This is a genomic window from Pseudoalteromonas sp. NGC95, from assembly GCF_015864705.1.
Classification (GTDB): domain Bacteria; phylum Pseudomonadota; class Gammaproteobacteria; order Enterobacterales; family Alteromonadaceae; genus Pseudoalteromonas; species Pseudoalteromonas arctica.
In genome coordinates, this window is record NZ_JADYWR010000001.1 from 61,626 (window position 1) to 78,760 (window position 17,135).

Genomic DNA, 17,135 nt, shown 5'->3' on the forward strand with positions numbered 1-17,135 from the left:
AAATCAGCCTTTTTTTTGCATTAATAGGCGTAAGCCTAGATTAAACTCTTTTTTTAACTACGCTTATTCTATGCGCTAAAGCGCACACTTTTTGAGGATAAATGTATGCCTAGTCTACGGAGTTTTAGTATATCCCAGCGTTTCTCGCTGCTCATAGCTATTGTTGTATTTGGGCTTATAGCGCTTAGTGTAGCCAGCCTAACTCACCAATATAGCTCTCTTAAAAACGAGCAGTACCTTAAAACACAAAATGTAGTAGAAACTGCGTACAGTATAATTGAGCACTTTTATGACCTTGAGCAAAATAATACTCTCACTCAACAACAAGCTCAATCGCAAGCACTTAATGCAATAAGAGCTCTGCGCTACGACAAAACCAATTACTTTTGGATTAACAATTACCAGCCAAAAATGGTTATGCATCCTATAAAACCTGCGCTTGAAGGAAAAGATTTAACCAATAATAAAGACCCTGACGGCAAAGCATTGTTTGTTGATATGGTTAATATAGTTAAACGCTCTGGCGAGGGATTTATTCCTTATAAATGGCCAAAACCAGGTAAAGAAAAACCAGTTGAAAAAATCGCATTTGTTAAAGGTTTTAATCAATGGCAATGGATTATTGGCTCAGGTGTTTATCTTGATTCAATTGACGAAGCATTTAGCGAGCAACGTAATCTAATAGTCATCAGTGCAACAATTATGATTATTGCTGTTATTTTACTTAGTTACTTTATAGGCAAGAGCATTTTAATACCTACTCGTTTAGCAGCCGATATGATGAAAGATATTTCACAAGGTGAAGGCGATTTAACTCGTACATTAAATGAATCCGGTAACGATGAAATATCTGAACTATCACACTCATTTAATTTATTTGTTTTAAAAATGCGAGAGTCTCTTGTTCATGTATCACAAAGTGCAAACGATGTAAGCGAGCATGCGCATACAGTTGATGATTCAAGTAGAACAAGCCACTCGTTTATTGAGCTTCAAAACGATAGCTCAACCCAAGTTGCAGCTGCCATGGAGCAAATGACTCACCAAATACATGATGTAAGCCGTAACGCCGAAGCCGCAGAGCAAGCAGCTAAAGATGCAGCACAAAACGCATCAACGGGTAAAAATGTGGTTGCGCAAACAATTACAGCAATAGAAACACTCTCAAGCAACATAGAAACAGTCAGCCGTGTAACAGAAGATTTAGCCAACGAGAGTCATAATATAGGCTCTGTACTTGATGTAATAAGAAGCATATCGGAGCAAACAAACTTATTGGCATTAAACGCTGCCATTGAGGCTGCTCGCGCAGGAGAGCATGGCCGAGGATTTGCTGTTGTTGCAGATGAAGTAAGAACACTGGCCAGTCGTACAGGGCAAAGTACCGACGAAATTCAAACCATGATCACTAAACTTCAAGAAGGTGCAAAAGCAGCAGTAGAAGCAGTTAAATCAAGCCAAGCACTTTCAGTTTCTACCGTAGATCAGGCGTCATCAGCCAATACTTCACTTAATGAAATAGAACGACTTGTTTCAATTATTACCGAAATGAACAGCCAAATAGCACGCGCCACAGAGCAACAAACTCAAGCTGCCGACGAGGTTAATTTGCGTATTAATGAGCTATCTCAATCAACTGAGCAATCATTAAATAATACTAAACAGCTTACCGATGCCAGTGATAATCTTAAACAAAGTAGCCAAGAGCTTTCAAGCGTAGTTAATCGTTTTAAATTAGATTAATCGATACCGTTCTCATTAAATGCAAAAAGCCCTGAATTAACAGGGCTTTTTTATTGCATGTAAGTTTTTAGCTTACAAACAGTAACGTGCAAACAAGCTCGTTACTGATGCAGCCGTTGGCTTGCCATGCTGCCAATCACCGCCTTCAACACCGCTTCCTGCAATGTCCATATGCACATAAGGCAAAGGTTGCGCAGAGTCGTTACCGTGCTTATCAAGCCCACCAACAATAGCCATAAACGCCATAGGGAACTGATGTCCACGAGCTGTAACTGCAGATGCCGCATTATTACTAGAGAGTACATCGTCTGCTAGCGTGCGTGGTTTAATAAAGTCGTAATCTTCACGGCGAGAACGCGATACTTCTGCGCCATCGGCCCACAAATCTCCAAGGTCAGCTATTTGACGTGAAACACCAGCGCTACGAGCTGGACCATTTTCAACATACGCACCATAAGGACCCATTGCACGTGCCGCGTGACCCGTTAATGTAGCTACAGTAAATAACGTTGGGTTTATTTCGCCTTTAGCTAAATCTTTCATTTCGCTAAGCAGGTCGCCCATTGCTAATCGCCCTTCTGCATCGGTATTACCAATGCGTACACGGATACCTTCGCGGCTAGTAATAATTTCATCTGGCACAAAACAATCCGAGCCAATAGAGTTACGAACAACAGCCAAGTACGATACTACTTTAACGCCTTTAGGCTGATAATCCGCAACAGCTTTCATAAAGCCCGCAACAGAAGCTGCGCCACCTTTATCACGGCTCATGCCTGCCATATGGCCACCTACTTTTAAATCTGCACCGCCTGTATCGTATACAAGACCCTTACCTACAAACATAAGTGTACGAGTAATTTCGCCCTCTGGTACATATTCAAGCTTAACAACACGTGGGTGATGACGCTCAACTGCATACGATGCACGAGCAACAGTGCTTAGCATTGGGTAGTTTTTATCAATAGCTGCAATATCATCAATTACGTCAACTGCAATGCTTGAGCCTTTAAATAAATCAACGCAGTAATCAGCAAAACGTGGTGGAGCCATACGCTCAGGTTCGGTGCCACACAAGTCACGCGCGGCATATTGGCCTGCAGCAATTGCATTAACAGCTTTGATTGTTTGCTCGCTTGCGCCAACTAAACCAATTTGAGTAATAGGTTCAATACTTTCACCGTGATATTCACGCGCTTCTAATGGCTGCCATAAGGCTTGGCAAGCGCCTAAATAAGCAACTTCTAAAGCATGCTGATAACGGCTATCGCCATTTAAATTTGGTAAAAATAATGCAGGGTTAACACTACCCGACGCTTTTGCTTCGTTAATTGCTAATTTAGCAGCATCAAAATAACGGCGAACATCGTCGTAATCTCTATTTAACGGACCCGTTGGCGCAAGTACAACGCGTTTATTTTCAATCACTAATAAAGTAACTTGTTTACCAATACGAGAATCAACTTTTGCTTGGTCTAAAATAGCATCACGTAATGAGTTATTTGGTAATAGAGAAAAGTCATCACTAATAATAATAAGCGCATCATGAGATGTGCATTCAAGGCTTGCACTAACCGCTTGAGGGTATGCCATAAATAAAGTCCTGTTAGAAAACATAAGCCCTTATTATCGTCGATTTAAATATTGAAGACCAGCAAGGTGCGATGGGCTAATTATACAACTTGCCAATAAATGGCAACTTGGGGTTACAGGCTTTACAGCTTAATCGAGAATACTCAGTTGGAAGTTTTGTTCTGGCTCGCTTTTAATGCCAACGCCTATGCCAAGTAATCTTACAGGTTGTTGTAGCCCTCGTTGATAGGCCTTAGTAAGAAGTTGAATAAATATTTCTGTGTTTAGCTCGTGGTATACCTGATCGGCTGAGGTCACTACAAAATTTGCAAACTTCACTTTAACACTCAGCTTATTAATACGGTTTTGTAATTGCTGTTTATTAAGCCTTAAAACTAATTCGTCTAACAATTTTGGCAGCTCATCTAAGCACTCTTGCAAACTTGTTTTGTTGTATTCGTAGGTATGCTCAACACTCAGCGACTTTCTGATGCGATCTGTTGATACTTTACCAACATATTCACCTGCACATTTTTGATAAAGCGACACACCAAAATTACCCACATGTTGCTGCATCCAGTTAACGCCTTTTTCACGTACATCCTTGCCGGTATATAAGCCTTTTAAATTTAGCTTTTCGAGCGTTACTTTACCCACCCCCGGAATTTTCCCCAGCGGTAATTGCGCTAAAAAATCATCGACCTCATGAGGCAAAACGACAAATTGACCATTCGGTTTTTTTTCGTCGCTGGCTATTTTGGCAATAAATTTAATCGGTGCAATGCCTGCTGATGCAGTGAGCCCGGTGGCATTGTAAATATCGGCTCTTATTTGCTGTGCAATAAGTGTGGCACTGCCTTTACAAGCGGTGCTGTCTGTTACATCTAGGTAGGCTTCGTCTAAAGAAAGAGGTTCAACTAAATCTGTGTAGCGGCTAAATACTTCACGTATTTGATTTGAAGCTTCTTTGTATACAGCCATGCGCCCAGGGACAATAACTAAATCGGGGCATAATTGTTTAGCATGATAGTTCGACATAGCCGATCGCACGCCATATTCTCTAGCTATATAGTTAGCGGTTGAGAGCACGCCTCGTCGGCTATTGCCTCCAATAGCAAGCGGTACACATGCAAGTTTTGGATTATCTCGCATTTCTACTGCTGCATAAAAGCAATCCATGTCTATGTGAATAAACTTCTTCATCACCACAACAATAACTGGTTATTTATACAGTCATTATTATAGAATCAAATGTGATAAGCAAGCCTAGGGCCTGTTTATCTTTCGAGGTTGAATTTGCAGCAGTATGTTTGGTATTTAGGCAAAGCAGAGCCTATGTAGTGTGGTTATTCCCCATAAATAGGCGATAACGTAGCACAAATGCCAAACATACGCTGCCCGAAGGGTTCTGCCTAGGGGCAATTTACTCTTTGTTGCTCGGTTTTTACTTAGCCCACTAGGTCACAAACCTCGCGCCGCGATTAAATAGCACCTAGATTGAACAAATTTTAATCCTGAAAGGTCAACAGGCCCTAGTTAGCGATTAAAAAAAGCGCTTATTACCTTCTTGCTCTTTATAACCGCGCAACCAAAACATAACCTCGAAAAAAAAACCCGCTAACATCAAAATAATAGCGCCTGATTCGTTACCCATTGCGTAACAGGTAAAAGAGGCTATAAAAACCAAACAAGCTAAGGACCAGTTAATTATGTTCTGCATATTTCTACCTCTGTGTGTTTTTGTGTTTGTCTGTGTAATTTAACTGTAGACCTAAAATTAAATAGGTACAATCATCTTATAAAAAAACATGCCATTAATTACCTTGAGCTCGTAACCCCATGTTGATAATCTAAGTACTTTAAAATTAAGGGCCAATAAATAATGCAAACGTTTAAAGATCAGCACCCTATCCATACCGACATCACCGTAGCGTGGGCTGATATGGATGCACTACAACACGTAAATAATGTAGTGTATTTACGTTACTTTGAAATAGCCCGAATCGACTTCTTAAATAAAATAAATCTGTTCGATACAATAAGCCCTAATGGCGTGGGCCCGGTAATAAGCGAAAATAACATTCGTTATAAACGCCCAGTTACATTCCCAGATACGCTTACAGTCGGTGTTACTATTTCTGATATAAAAACAGACCGATTTGTTATGAATTACACCGTATTTAGTCACGCACAAAACGCTATAACAACAACAGGCACTTCAAAAGTGGTTATGTTTGATTTTGAAACAGGCCAAAAAGCCCTCATTGCAGAGCCTCTTTTATCGGCGTTAGTTAGCTACTCTCAAGACGAGCAATAAGGAATTCTCATGCAATACAGCCCACTTGGCAGCAGTGGTATTAACGTTTCAAGAGTATGTTTAGGCAGTATGACTTGGGGTAAACAAAATACTCAAAGCGATGCTGATGAACAAATAGCCTACGCGTTAGAGCAAGGCGTAAACTTTATTGATACAGCCGAAATGTATGCGGTACCGCCCTCTCCAGAGACCTATGGTAAAACTGAGGAAATTATTGGCGATTGGCTATCGCGTAATCAGCAAAAGCGCAGCGATGTGGTACTTGCTACAAAAATTGCAGGCAATGGATTATCGTGGGTACGTGATGGTGGCAATATTACGCGCCAAACGGTAATAGAAGCCGTAGACGATTCACTTAAGCGCCTTAAAACCGACTATATTGATTTATATCAGCTGCATTGGCCAAACCGCTCTACCCCGCACTTTGGCAGACAGTGGCCCGGCACTCTTAAATTTACCGACGTAAATACACAAGAGCAACAAGCTAGTATGCTTGATATTCTAGAGGGCCTTAATGAATGTGTTAAAGCAGGTAAAATTAAGCACTGCGGTTTATCTGACGATACGCCATGGGGTATAAGCCAGTTTTTAAGTTTGGCCAAAGAGCATAACTTACCGCGTATGGTATCTATTCAAAATGAGTTTAGCTTAGCGCACGCTAAAGACTGGCCGTATTTAATAGAACAATGTGTACACGAAGATATTGCCTACTTACCGTGGTCGCCTTTAGCAGCTGGTTTATTAACGGGTAAATACCTAAACGGTGCTCGCCCAGAAGGATCTCGTTGGACCTTCATGCAGCGCAACGGTATTTTTAGAGATACACCCAATGCAGAGCAAGCCACTAAGCAGTATGTTGATCTGGCTCATGCAAACAATATTACTCCAGCACAACTAGCACTCGCATGGTGTAACCAAGTAGATGGCGTAACCTCTTCAATTATTGGTGCAACAAACACAGCCCAATTAAAAGAAGATATTGATGCATTTAACATCACGTTAAGCGACGAAATTCTTAGTGAAATTAACACTATATTTAAAAACTATCCTATGCCTTATTAAGCATGTACCAGTTAAAAGCAGCCTTGAACAAGGCTGCTTTTAACTAAAATATTTGCCCCTACTACAACCAACACTATACTTTAATTAAGTTTTCTTAATTCAACGAACACTTATCAATGCTGAGAAACGGATACTATGCATTTTGTCTATTAATTGTATTTAACGCGCATGCTGTTGAACAAAAATTACAGCCTCTAGAAGAAATTATTTGGCTGCAAAGTTACACGCCCCCTTTTCATATAGCTAAAAGCGAAAGTGCACCACAAGGCGGTATTTGCGACAACCTAACCGAGCAACTCATTAAAACCATAACAGATGTAAAACATACCCGCTTAATTGTCCCTCAGCAGCGTATAAATAAATATTTAAGTGAAGGAAAAAACGTATGCTTCCCGTGTGTTATTTATAAAAAACATAATAACCAACTACTTAACTACTCAAATCCAACAACGGTATATCCCCCATTTTCAATTATCACGACTAAAGAGCTAAAGCCCAAATTAGAAGAAAAGCACGGCTCGCCTATTCACCTTATTAATTTATTAACCGACCCGCAATACGTATACGGGCAAGCTGCTGCACGTAAATTTACAACTAAAATTAATACAATTATTGAAAATACAAAACGAGATAAAGAGTCGTCGTTGAGTTGGAGTAGCGAAAATGAAAGTCAGGCTGTTATAGCACGCTTGAGTCACGGCTTTTTAGACTACTCAATTGATTACCCGTTTATGGCCGATTACTTTAATAAACAAGGAGAATATACGAATATAGAGAGTGTACCAATTGCAGAAAATGACATTCAATTTATACGAGGAGCAATAGGTTGTGCGGCTAACGCACCTAATAATTTTGCACAGCAAGCGCTTAAAAAAATTAACCGCGCACTAAAAAACAATGTACTACAATCGCCTGAGTATCAACAAAGTCAGCATAATTGGCTTAAAACTACCTTTGCCGACTTTGATCAACACTACCAACAGCAAGTTATTAATTTTTACTTACTTGCCACTGATGCTCAAGCAAGCACTGATCATTAGCATAAAGTGCCACAGCAAAAATACTTTTAGGTGTTACCTCGCCTACGCCCGACGGTGTGCCCGTCATTACTACATCACCATCTTCTAAGCTCATAAATTCACTAATTTCTTGTAAAATTGAGTCCGGATTATGCAGCATAAAATGAGTATCGCCTTGCTGAACTACTTTATTATTAATTTTAAGTTCAAAAGTAAAGTGCTTCATTGCATCAGTTAGCGCTACAAAATCAGTTAAAATTACAGAGCCGTCGAACGCTTTAGCGCGCTCCCATGGAAGTCCCTTATTTTTTAATTTACTTTGTACGGTGCGCTTAGTTAAATCAAGGCCGAGTCCAACCCCTACAAATTTTTTATTTTTAACTACAAAACATAGCTCGGTTTCATAATGCAGTGTATCGCCGTTATGAGCAGCAAATAACGTATTTGTAATCGCGCTATTTGGTTTGTTAAATAAAACCATTTGATCTGGTGTTTCGTTGTTTAGCTCTGCAATATGTGCGGTATAGTTACGGCCAACACAGACTACTTTTGATGGTGTTAATTCTTCAGATACTAACTTTATTGAATGCATATAAATAATGTCTCAGTTATTGGACCTGTTGACCTTTCAGGATTAAAATTTGTTCAATCTAGGGGCTATTTAATCGCGGCGCGAGGTTTGTAACCTAGTGGGCTCGATAACTGCTCCTGCGTTATTCTACTGACTTACATCCATGTAAGAATAAGTAAAAACCGAGCAAAGCTTCCGCGTCCTGCTCACGCCCCTTACCTAAATCCATGTAGGCAACAAAGAGTAAATAGCCCCTGGGCAGAACCCTTCGGGCAGCGCATGTTTGGCATTTGTGCTACGTTATCGCCTATTTATGGGGAATAACCACACTACACAGGCTCTGCCTTGCCTAAATACCAAACATACTGCTGCAAATTTAACCTCGAAAGATAAACAGGCCCTAGCTAATAAGCGTTTCAAGTAAGCTCAAATTAATAGGTTTAAGTAAAACTCGGTCAATATTTAAATCTTTTATTTCTTTAGGGTCTGGCTCTGCGCCACTTACAATCACCAAGCGTAGCTCTGGATATCGCTCATTAACTTGCTGGCCTAAATCAATGCCACGCCCATCAGGTAAATGCATGTCTAACAATACCTTATTAAATTGCTGGTCGTGATTAAGTATTTGCAAACATTGTGCGCAGCTAGACGCAATGACGGTTTCAACGCCTAGACTTTCTAAAAGTAGCTGCGTAATTTGCGCTGCATCGTGATCGTCTTCCACAAGTAAAAAGCGCTGCTTTTTCTCGGTTAAGCCATTGCTACAATTTATATCTTTAGCTTGCGGTGCATGCTCTGGCGCTACCAAATAATCTTGCAAACTTTGGTATAAAGCCGCGCTATCAACAGGTTTTGGTATTACATCGTTAAAGCCTAGTGCAGCAAGCTCCTCATGTATGCCTTTCATAGTAGCGGCAGTGAGCGCGATTATTGGGCCTTTGTAACCCATTTTTCTAAGCTCTATGGTAGCTTCCTTGCCGCCCATTACAGGCATATGAATATCAATAAAAATAATATCGTAAGGCGCTTTATACGCATCTGCAATACGCACTTTTTCAAGCGCTTGTTGGCCATGTTCGGCATAATCGACGCGCGCACCACAAGTACTGATCATATGACCAACTAGCATGCGTAAATCACGTAAATCATCAACTACTAATACTCGCCCATGCACTTTGCATGGAGCCGATTTACTTTGTAGTTGCGGCGCACTACTAAAATTAAGTACCTGTCGTTCTACTTCGCTAATATCACCTGGGTAAACCGAAATAGTAAACGTAGAGCCTTTGCCAATTTCAGAATGCAAACTAATATCACCGTGCATACGTGCTAACAATTCAGCACATATTGCCAAGCCTAAGCCTGCGCCACCTACAGAGCGTGATTCTACATCAGCTATTTGTTCAAATGGCTTAAATATCAGTTCTTGTTTTTCAGGGGCAATGCCCATGCCTGAGTCTTTAATGCTAAAAAACAGCATTTCGGTATCATCAACCCATTGCGTCCACGCATTAACAACAATTTCGCCTTTATCGGTAAATTTAACTGCATTGTTTATTAGGTTTATTAAAATTTGGCGAACTCTTGTTGCATCCAGTCGTGCAACCAAAGGCAATGGCTGATGAGATTCAAAGCGCAGCGTAAGGCCCTTATCTAGCACCGATACGCGCATTAGCGTGTATACATCGGCAAGCATGCTATCAAGGTTAACTTCGCTTAGGGTCAGCTCCAGTTTATCGGCGGCTATTTTAGATAAGTCGAGTACATCGTTTAACAGGCTCAATAAATGTTTACCGTTTCGATAAATAACACCCAATTCATTTTCTGCTTGCTGACTAAAGTCGCTCTGCATTAATAGTTCGGTGTAACCTAAAATAGACGATAGAGGAGTACGTAATTCGTGGCTTAAATGAGCTAAAAAGCGGTCTTTTGAGCGATTTTCAGCTTCGGCCTTTAAACGCTCTACTCGCTCACCTTCAACATCTTTACGAGCAAGTGCATAACGAATAGCGCGCGCAAAGCGGCTCGAACTCATTTCTGTTTTTATTAAATAATCTACTGCACCGGCATCAAGCGCTGCCGAGTCTAACTCATCGTTTGACTGCCCGGTAAGCATAATTATGGGGCCGCTAAAGCCATTAGCAATCGCTTCTTTTAATACATCTAAACCATTAGATGCACCCAAGCGGTAATCAAGCAGGCAAATGTCATGCTCGTTTTTACTAAGCGTTGCAATTGCCTGCTCTGGGGAACTTATCCATTGAATGTTAAACGTGTGTGAATCCAATTGGTCCAGATAGTCGCAGGTGAGTATGTAATCATCTTCATCATCTTCTACAAGCAGCAACTGAGTCACTTTATCTAACATACAATCTCCATTAATCGTTAAATGTTGTCGGTAGCTCTACAAACTCTACCCAGTATTTTCCTAGCGTTTTCATCAAATCAACTAAACCATCAAACGTCACAGGCTTTGTAATATAAGATGCGGCACCTAAGTTATACCCTTTAACCATGTCTTCTTCTTGCTTAGACGTAGTTAAAATAACAACCGGAATTCCCTTTAAATTAGGGTTTGCTTTTATAGCTTCAAGTGCTTCACGACCATCCATTCTTGGCATGTTTAAATCAAGTAATATCAATCCTGGTCGTGGCGACACTGTTTTGTCTTCAAACTTACCTTTACGTTCTAAATATTCAAGTAACTCAACGCCATCTTCAACAAAATGAAGTTCGTTAAGTACACGGCTTTCGGCAAGGGCATCTTGTGTTAACAAACGATCATCTTCATCATCGTCTGCCATTAAAATAGTAATAGGTTTTACTTTTGAATAGGGCATTTAAGCCTCTCCTTGCAATGTGAAAAGCGCAGCTTCCACAGGTAGTTTTATAATGAAGGTTGCACCTTCACCGTCTTTACTTTTTGCTGTAATTGTTCCGCCATGACGTTCCACAATACGCCTACATACAGAAAGGCCAATACCTGTGCCTTTATATTGTGAGCGACCGTGCAAACGTTGAAACGGTACAAATATTTTATCGGCATAGTCCTGTGAAAAACCAATACCGTTATCTTCTATAGTAATAACTTGAAAGCTCAAATTGGTATTATGATCCTCACTAAAAATATCTTTATCTTGGTAGCTGATTTTTATATGTGGACTTACACCTGGGCGCCTAAATTTTACAGCGTTCGACAACAAGTTTAAAAACAGCTGCTGCATTTGGCTTTTATCAGCCTGAATAACCGGTAAGTCTTCTACATCAATTTGTGCATCTGACTCTTTTATCGCAATCTCTAAATCACTTAATATATCGGTTACTACTTCGTTTAAATTTGTATCATCGAAGTCTTTGCCGCGTGTAGTAATACGCGAGAACTCTAATAGGTCATTAATTAAGTTAGACATGCGTTGCGCTGCATTTTTCATGCGGCCAATGTAATCAATCCCTTTTTCACCAAGCTCATCTTTAAACATGGTTTCTAGACGGTCACTAAAGGCTTGAATTTTTCTAAGCGGTTCTTGTAAATCATGGCTCGCTACAAAAGCAAACTCTTCAAGCTCTCGATTACTTCGGCTTAGTTCGTCAGAATACAACGTTAATTCTTGCGTACGCTCAGACACTTTAGTTGCTAAAGTCTCGTTTTGTTTTTCAAGCTCAAAACGATACTTAGCTGCATTTCTTAAATTAAGACGTGTCATTACAAACATACCAATAATAAGTAATAAGCTTGTGATTGCTGTAATAGCAAACGTGATTTTAGCTTCATTTTTAATTTGCGCTAACTTTGAAAAATGGCTCACTTTAAAGAGTAATTCACGGTCTTGAATTTCATTAACATACTCTCTAATTTGCTTATAAAGCTCCCGACCTTTATGTGTATTTAACACATAAATTGCACGTCGCTCTTTGTCATCCAATGCTAGGTTTACAGTTTGCTTCAGCTCTTTAATTTTGCTATCAACTAGTACTAACAACTGAGCAATACGCTCAGCTTGGCCGTCAATCTCAGAGTGTAGTGACTTAACATGATCTGTTTGAGCTTCAATTTGTCCAATAGCATCGTAATAAGGCGTTAAATAGTCAGTCTCTTCTGTTAATAAATAACCGCGCTGACCCGACTCAGCCTGCACTATTGATAAATGCAGTTGCTCAATTGCCGTTGTCAGCATATTAGTGTTATCTAAACTCTTTTGGGTTTGCGTTAAACCTTGAATCGTATTCAATGCTAAAACTGCGTTACCTACAATAATACTTAACACAACAACTATAAAAGCTGCCCAAGTAACATTCGCTTTACCTTGCTGTTTTTGCTTGCTCATTTAGCTTCCCGAATTAGAGTTTGTACAACACTTACTATTTATTGAGAGTCAGTTATTTTTTGTAAACTTTCACTACACTGTTGGCAATTGTTAATAATTTTATCAAGTGCATCTAGCGCTTTTTCTTTTGGCATATCGTTTTCAAGTACCAACTTAATAAGCTCTGCATTCATCGATATACGATTAAGCGGCGCTCTTGCATCGTGTACTAATTTATTTAGTTGCTCTGTTTGGTTATCGGATGTCATGCCCTTCCTCAAATCTATTTATATTCGCCAATACCGCCATATGCATTAAGGCGGTTATAAAGTGTTTTGGTGCTAATACCCAGCATTTGTGCAGCAAGCGTTTTATTACCTTGCACCTTATCGAGCGTTGCATGAATAAGTTCTTTTTCAACTTCTTCAATGGTCTGTCCTGCTGATACTGGCTTTTCGGCCGCTTGGTTATTAACGCGCGAAAAAGGCGACTCTAAGTTATCAGGTAGAGTAATATCGCTGGTTTGCGGATCGCTCATAATAAATGCACGGTGTATAGCGTGGCGAAGCTCTCGCACATTACCTGGCCATTCATAGCTTTGTAACTCTTTGAGCTGCGCTGGCGTCCAACTAAATGGAGTACCGTTTTCATCATTAAGTTGATCTAAAAATGCTTTAGCTAATAAAGGAATATCTTCTTTCCTATCGCGAAGTGGCGGTATATCAATAGGAAAAACAGCCAACCTAAAGTAAATATCTTCACGAATAATATTATTTTGCGCTAAATCGGTAAGCGAGCGGTTAGTGGCTGAAATAACACGACAATTGGTTGGTATTTCTCTGTTACCACCTACGCGTGTTACTTTTTTAGTTTCAAGCACTCGCAGTAAATTTGGCTGCATATCAATTGGCATTTCGGTTACTTCATCTAAAAACAAAGTACCGTTATTTGATTGCTCAAACACACCTTCTTTACGTGCTATTGCGCCTGTAAATGCGCCTTTTTCGTGGCCAAATAACTCACTACCAATTAACTCTTTTGAAAGTGCGCCACAGTTGCTAGCAACTAATGGGCCTTCGCACTGGCTTGCGTTATGAATAGCTTGAGCCACTACTTCTTTACCTGCACCACTTTCACCCATAAGCATCACGTTAGCGTTTGTTTTAGCTACGCGTTCAATCATATTGTATAGTTTTTGCATTGGCTCAGACTCACCAATTAACCCACCAAAGTGGCGTGTAATACCGCTCGACTTGGCTTTTTTAACTGTTTTTTTAGGGCCATTTAAAACGAGTTCTAAATCTTCGCGTTGTAATGGTTTTAATAAATGCCCTACATTTGGCTCACACATTTCAGCTAAAATGCCTTTAACTGAAGGATGACCCGATATAAGTGTAATTTTTGGAGATTGCCCAATCGTTTTTAAATGATCAAGTAAGTGCAAACCGCTACCATCAGGTAACATAAAATCAAGTAGCACATGGTCAAAGGTATTATTTTCAAACCATTGATGTGCTTCTTTTAAACTGGTGGCGGTGCTTATATTGTGGCCGAGGAATTCGACTATGTGGCAAACAACGTCACTAAATTCAACGTCATCGTCTACTAAAAGTATGTCTAACATGATAAATCCCTATGCTTTTTTTCTTATTCTACGCATCCTAAATATTAATTTAAAGGCACGCCTAGAATCTAATTACTTAAATAGCTAAGTAATCCAATGCTATTTATTTTACCAACCTTATATTTACGTATGCTTAAAAAAAACGATCACAAATTACGAAAAATAATTAAAATCGTTTCTATTTATAGAATGGTAGCAACTGTTATCATTAAAAGCTTAAAAAAGGAGACGAAATGCAGCAATTAAAAACCTTAATTCATTCAGGTATTAATATTGACCACGGTAGTCAGTTTACGCGTTTAACAGCTCGCGCCATTGTTATTAAAAATAATAAAATACTTTTAATGTATACAAGCCGCTATGAAGATTACAGCTTACCTGGTGGTGGAGTAGATGAAGGCGAAAGTATTGAACAAGGCTTAATTCGCGAACTAAGCGAAGAAACCGGTGCACAACAAATAAGTGTAGTTAAAGCCTTTGGACTCTATGAAGAGTATCGCCCTTGGTATAAAGAAGACTTTGATATTATTCATATCAAATCGTATTGCTTTGTATGTAATATTGCCGACGAGTTTGGCAAAGCACAGTTAGAGCATTATGAGCAGCAAAATGGCATGACTGCTAAACGGGTTGATATTAACGATGCAATTGCTCATAACGAGCGCACACTTGCTAACAGTAAAAAACAAGGACTCTCCATTTTACGAGAAACCTACCTATTAAAGCGCATTGCTAAAGAACTTCTATAAGTTGAATAAGCATGAGCAGTCAATCTTGTAAATTTTGCATCAATCAGAACTTTTTACTGCTTTGGATAATATATTCATAGTAGTAAAAAGTTATTAGCAGAATAAAAAAACCAAAATAGATAATACATTTCAATAGCTTGAGATTAATTAATGCTTTTTTTTGATATTGGCTTTCGTTTTGCACTATCACCATTACATAATTTGTAAGGAGATAGAAATGAGTAACACAGTTAAAACGATTAATCCGGCAACTGAGCAAACCATTGAAACCTACACGCTACTTTCTCAAAAAGAAGCAGAACAGGTAATCGAAAAATCTCACGAAACATATTTAAAATGGCGCTTAACGTCGTTCACTGAACGTGCGAGATATCTTAATAAGTTAGCCTCACTTTTCGAAGAGCAAAAAGAATCTATCGCAAAACTCATGACCGAAGAAATGGGTAAAGTATACGAGCAAGGCTTTCAAGAAGTTGAACTATGTGCAGGAATTTGTCGTTACACAGCCGAACAAGGTCCACAAGTACTTGCTGACGAAGAACGTGATATGGACGGCGGCCGTGCAATTATCAGCTACCAACCAACAGGTGTACTGTTAGGTATTCAACCGTGGAACTTCCCGCTTTATCAGGTAATTCGCTACAGTGCTGCCAACATAATGGCGGGTAACACAACCGTATTAAAACATGCTGGTAACGTATTTGGCATGGCTGAAAAAATTGAAGAGCTATTTAAACAAGCCGGTTTCCCAGAGCACTGTTTCAGCAACTTACTCATCGACGGTAAAACCGCCAGCTCACTCATTGCGCACAAAGCAATTAGCGGCGTAACCTTTACGGGTAGTGATGCCACAGGTAAAAAAGTAGCTGCAGAAGCGGGTAAACACGCTAAAAAAACAGTGTTAGAACTGGGTAGCAACGATGCATACTTAGTACTCGATGACGCTGATTTAGAGCTTGCAGTTAAAACCTGTGTAACAGGTCGCATGATCAATAACGGCGAAACGTGTGTTTCAGCTAAACGTTACGTAGTGGTTGAGTCACTTTACGATGACTTTAAAGCACAAATTAAAGAGCAGTTCGAAGCCATGAAAATGGGCGACCCAATGGCAGATGGCACAGACTTAGGCCCAATGGCTCGTGAAGATTTACGCGACGGCATTCACGACCAAGTAATGGAATCTGTTAAAGCAGGTGCAAACATAGTAACAGGTGGCGAAATACCATCGCAAACAGGTTACTACTACCCACCAACGCTACTTGATAACCTATCACCTGGCATGCCGGCCTACGATGACGAATTATTTGGCCCTGTCGCTTCGCTTATTAAAGCGAAAGATAACGACGATGCTATGCGCATCGCCAACGATTCTCGCTACGGTTTAGGCGGTGGTATTTTCTCAAAAGATGAGAAAAAAGCCATTGAGCTTGCTAAAAAGTACTTCGACACCGGCATGATCAACATTAACGGCTACGGTTTAGCACAACCTAACCTACCATTTGGTGGCGTTAAAGGCAGTGGCTACGGCAGAGAACACGGCGGTTTTGGTATGCGCGAATTTGTTAATGTTAAAAGCATTATGATCGCCAGCTAATTTAGCTGCATAAATGAAACAAGTGTTTTAAATACAGATTCTTAATATGTGTTTAAAACACAAAATTACTAAGCCTAAAAGTGGGTAACCACTTTTAGGCTTTTTTTATAACTTTTAGAAGATTGCTTTTAGAAAGTAGTTTTCAGGAGACAGTACTTAGTTTTTAGTAAGAGATAGTACCAAGCTTTTAGTAGGAGATAGTACCGAGTTTTAGATATATTCGTAGGGGCGATTTTACATCGCGCTTTAAAGAATTAAATATCCTTCAAAATAATAAGTTACAAGCTAACCAATGCTACTTCATTAAATTTTAATAATTTAAAAACTAACTTCACAATTTAGCTTATTTAATAAAAACGTAAGCACGCTGCTTTTATCGTTATTTTAAATTGCGCTTACAAACCTGTTAAGCAGTGTATTTAAAGGCATAAACATAGTCAGGACTATTACAGCAAACATCACAAATATGATCCTTAAACAGAGCTAGACCAAGTACGATTAAACCCAGAGCTAACTATTGATATGTAGAAGCTAATACCTGAAACCTGACAGACAAAAATGAGCGAATAGCGGTCATTCA

General features: G+C 39.6%; 14 protein-coding genes. 6 read left to right on the plus strand and 8 right to left on the minus strand.

Features of this window, described 5'->3' with window-relative positions:
- Positions 1-105 precede the first annotated feature (105 nt).
- Complete coding sequence (locus I6E70_RS00290) at positions 106-1,743, plus strand: methyl-accepting chemotaxis protein (protein ID WP_197187775.1); 1,638 nt, start codon at positions 106-108, stop codon at positions 1,741-1,743.
- A 72-nt stretch (positions 1,744-1,815) separates the two neighbouring features.
- Here I6E70_RS00290 and I6E70_RS00295 read toward each other — a convergent pair whose 3' ends face one another.
- Positions 1,816-3,336: a M17 family metallopeptidase gene (locus tag I6E70_RS00295; protein ID WP_197112398.1), complete on the minus strand. Its 1,521-nt coding sequence runs from the start codon at positions 3,334-3,336 to the stop codon at positions 1,816-1,818.
- A 129-nt stretch (positions 3,337-3,465) separates the two neighbouring features.
- Complete coding sequence (gene dinB / locus I6E70_RS00300; protein ID WP_197187776.1) at positions 3,466-4,518, minus strand: DNA polymerase IV; 1,053 nt, start codon at positions 4,516-4,518, stop codon at positions 3,466-3,468.
- 679 nt (positions 4,519-5,197) lie between these two features.
- Between dinB and I6E70_RS00305 the strand changes: the two genes are divergently transcribed.
- The 3 genes from I6E70_RS00305 to I6E70_RS00315 all read left to right on the plus strand — a co-directional run bounded on the left by I6E70_RS00305 (position 5,198) and on the right by I6E70_RS00315 (position 7,734).
- Positions 5,198-5,632, plus strand: coding sequence for an acyl-CoA thioesterase (locus tag I6E70_RS00305; RefSeq protein WP_010553137.1), 435 nt, complete (start codon positions 5,198-5,200; stop codon positions 5,630-5,632).
- Between the two features lie 9 nt (positions 5,633-5,641).
- Positions 5,642-6,694, plus strand: coding sequence for an aldo/keto reductase (locus I6E70_RS00310; RefSeq protein ID WP_197187777.1), 1,053 nt, complete (start codon positions 5,642-5,644; stop codon positions 6,692-6,694).
- Positions 6,695-6,810: 116 nt separating this feature from the next.
- Positions 6,811-7,734, plus strand: coding sequence for an ABC transporter substrate-binding protein (locus I6E70_RS00315; protein WP_197187778.1), 924 nt, complete (start codon positions 6,811-6,813; stop codon positions 7,732-7,734).
- Here I6E70_RS00315 and I6E70_RS00320 read toward each other — a convergent pair.
- The 6 genes from I6E70_RS00320 to I6E70_RS00345 all read right to left on the minus strand — a co-directional run bounded on the left by I6E70_RS00320 (position 7,685) and on the right by I6E70_RS00345 (position 14,212).
- On the minus strand, positions 7,685-8,305 hold the full coding sequence (locus I6E70_RS00320; RefSeq protein ID WP_165721089.1) for a fumarylacetoacetate hydrolase family protein: 621 nt from the start codon (positions 8,303-8,305) through the stop codon (positions 7,685-7,687). The two genes, I6E70_RS00315 and I6E70_RS00320, sit on opposite strands and share 50 nt — an antisense overlap.
- A 379-nt stretch (positions 8,306-8,684) precedes the next feature.
- A complete protein-coding gene (locus I6E70_RS00325; protein WP_197187779.1) occupies positions 8,685-10,652 on the minus strand; it encodes a response regulator in 1,968 nt (655 codons plus the stop codon).
- A gap of 10 nt (positions 10,653-10,662) precedes the next feature.
- Positions 10,663-11,124: a response regulator gene (locus I6E70_RS00330; protein ID WP_007581526.1), complete on the minus strand. Its 462-nt coding sequence runs from the start codon at positions 11,122-11,124 to the stop codon at positions 10,663-10,665.
- Positions 11,125-12,609 (minus strand): sensor histidine kinase, encoded by a 1,485-nt coding sequence (locus tag I6E70_RS00335; RefSeq protein WP_197187780.1) that lies wholly within the window; start codon positions 12,607-12,609, stop codon positions 11,125-11,127.
- A 38-nt stretch (positions 12,610-12,647) separates the two neighbouring features.
- Positions 12,648-12,857 carry a histidine kinase dimerization/phospho-acceptor domain-containing protein gene (locus I6E70_RS00340; protein ID WP_007581523.1) on the minus strand — a complete coding sequence of 70 codons (210 nt, stop codon included), beginning with the start codon at positions 12,855-12,857 and terminating at the stop codon, positions 12,648-12,650.
- Positions 12,858-12,871: 14 nt separating this feature from the next.
- Positions 12,872-14,212: a sigma-54-dependent transcriptional regulator gene (locus tag I6E70_RS00345; protein ID WP_010553131.1), complete on the minus strand. Its 1,341-nt coding sequence runs from the start codon at positions 14,210-14,212 to the stop codon at positions 12,872-12,874.
- A 233-nt stretch (positions 14,213-14,445) separates the two neighbouring features.
- Here I6E70_RS00345 and I6E70_RS00350 point away from each other — a divergent pair, with 233 nt between their 5' ends.
- Both I6E70_RS00350 and I6E70_RS00355 read left to right on the plus strand, forming a co-directional pair.
- Positions 14,446-14,961: an NUDIX hydrolase gene (locus I6E70_RS00350; protein WP_197187781.1), complete on the plus strand. Its 516-nt coding sequence runs from the start codon at positions 14,446-14,448 to the stop codon at positions 14,959-14,961.
- Between the two features lie 217 nt (positions 14,962-15,178).
- The gene (locus I6E70_RS00355) at positions 15,179-16,555 is read left to right on the plus strand and encodes an NAD-dependent succinate-semialdehyde dehydrogenase (RefSeq protein ID WP_169059792.1); all 1,377 of its coding nucleotides are present in this window, start codon (positions 15,179-15,181) and stop codon (positions 16,553-16,555) included.
- The last annotated feature ends 580 nt before the right edge of the window (positions 16,556-17,135 follow it).

Excerpts from the sequence above, each read along its gene's own strand:
- I6E70_RS00290 (WP_197187775.1), top strand. The coding sequence starts at position 106 with ATGCCTAGTCTACGGAGTTTTAGTATATCCCAGCGTTTCTCGCTGCTC.
- I6E70_RS00295 (WP_197112398.1), bottom strand. The coding sequence starts at position 3,336 with ATGGCATACCCTCAAGCGGTTAGTGCAAGCCTTGAATGCACATCTCAT.
- dinB (WP_197187776.1), bottom strand. The coding sequence starts at position 4,518 with ATGAAGAAGTTTATTCACATAGACATGGATTGCTTTTATGCAGCAGTA.
- I6E70_RS00305 (WP_010553137.1), top strand. The coding sequence starts at position 5,198 with ATGCAAACGTTTAAAGATCAGCACCCTATCCATACCGACATCACCGTA.
- I6E70_RS00310 (WP_197187777.1), top strand. The coding sequence starts at position 5,642 with ATGCAATACAGCCCACTTGGCAGCAGTGGTATTAACGTTTCAAGAGTA.
- I6E70_RS00315 (WP_197187778.1), top strand. The coding sequence starts at position 6,811 with ATGCTGAGAAACGGATACTATGCATTTTGTCTATTAATTGTATTTAAC.
- I6E70_RS00320 (WP_165721089.1), bottom strand. The coding sequence starts at position 8,305 with ATGCATTCAATAAAGTTAGTATCTGAAGAATTAACACCATCAAAAGTA.
- I6E70_RS00325 (WP_197187779.1), bottom strand. The coding sequence starts at position 10,652 with ATGTTAGATAAAGTGACTCAGTTGCTGCTTGTAGAAGATGATGAAGAT.
- I6E70_RS00330 (WP_007581526.1), bottom strand. The coding sequence starts at position 11,124 with ATGCCCTATTCAAAAGTAAAACCTATTACTATTTTAATGGCAGACGAT.
- I6E70_RS00335 (WP_197187780.1), bottom strand. The coding sequence starts at position 12,609 with ATGAGCAAGCAAAAACAGCAAGGTAAAGCGAATGTTACTTGGGCAGCT.
- I6E70_RS00340 (WP_007581523.1), bottom strand. The coding sequence starts at position 12,857 with ATGACATCCGATAACCAAACAGAGCAACTAAATAAATTAGTACACGAT.
- I6E70_RS00345 (WP_010553131.1), bottom strand. The coding sequence starts at position 14,212 with ATGTTAGACATACTTTTAGTAGACGATGACGTTGAATTTAGTGACGTT.
- I6E70_RS00350 (WP_197187781.1), top strand. The coding sequence starts at position 14,446 with ATGCAGCAATTAAAAACCTTAATTCATTCAGGTATTAATATTGACCAC.
- I6E70_RS00355 (WP_169059792.1), top strand. The coding sequence starts at position 15,179 with ATGAGTAACACAGTTAAAACGATTAATCCGGCAACTGAGCAAACCATT.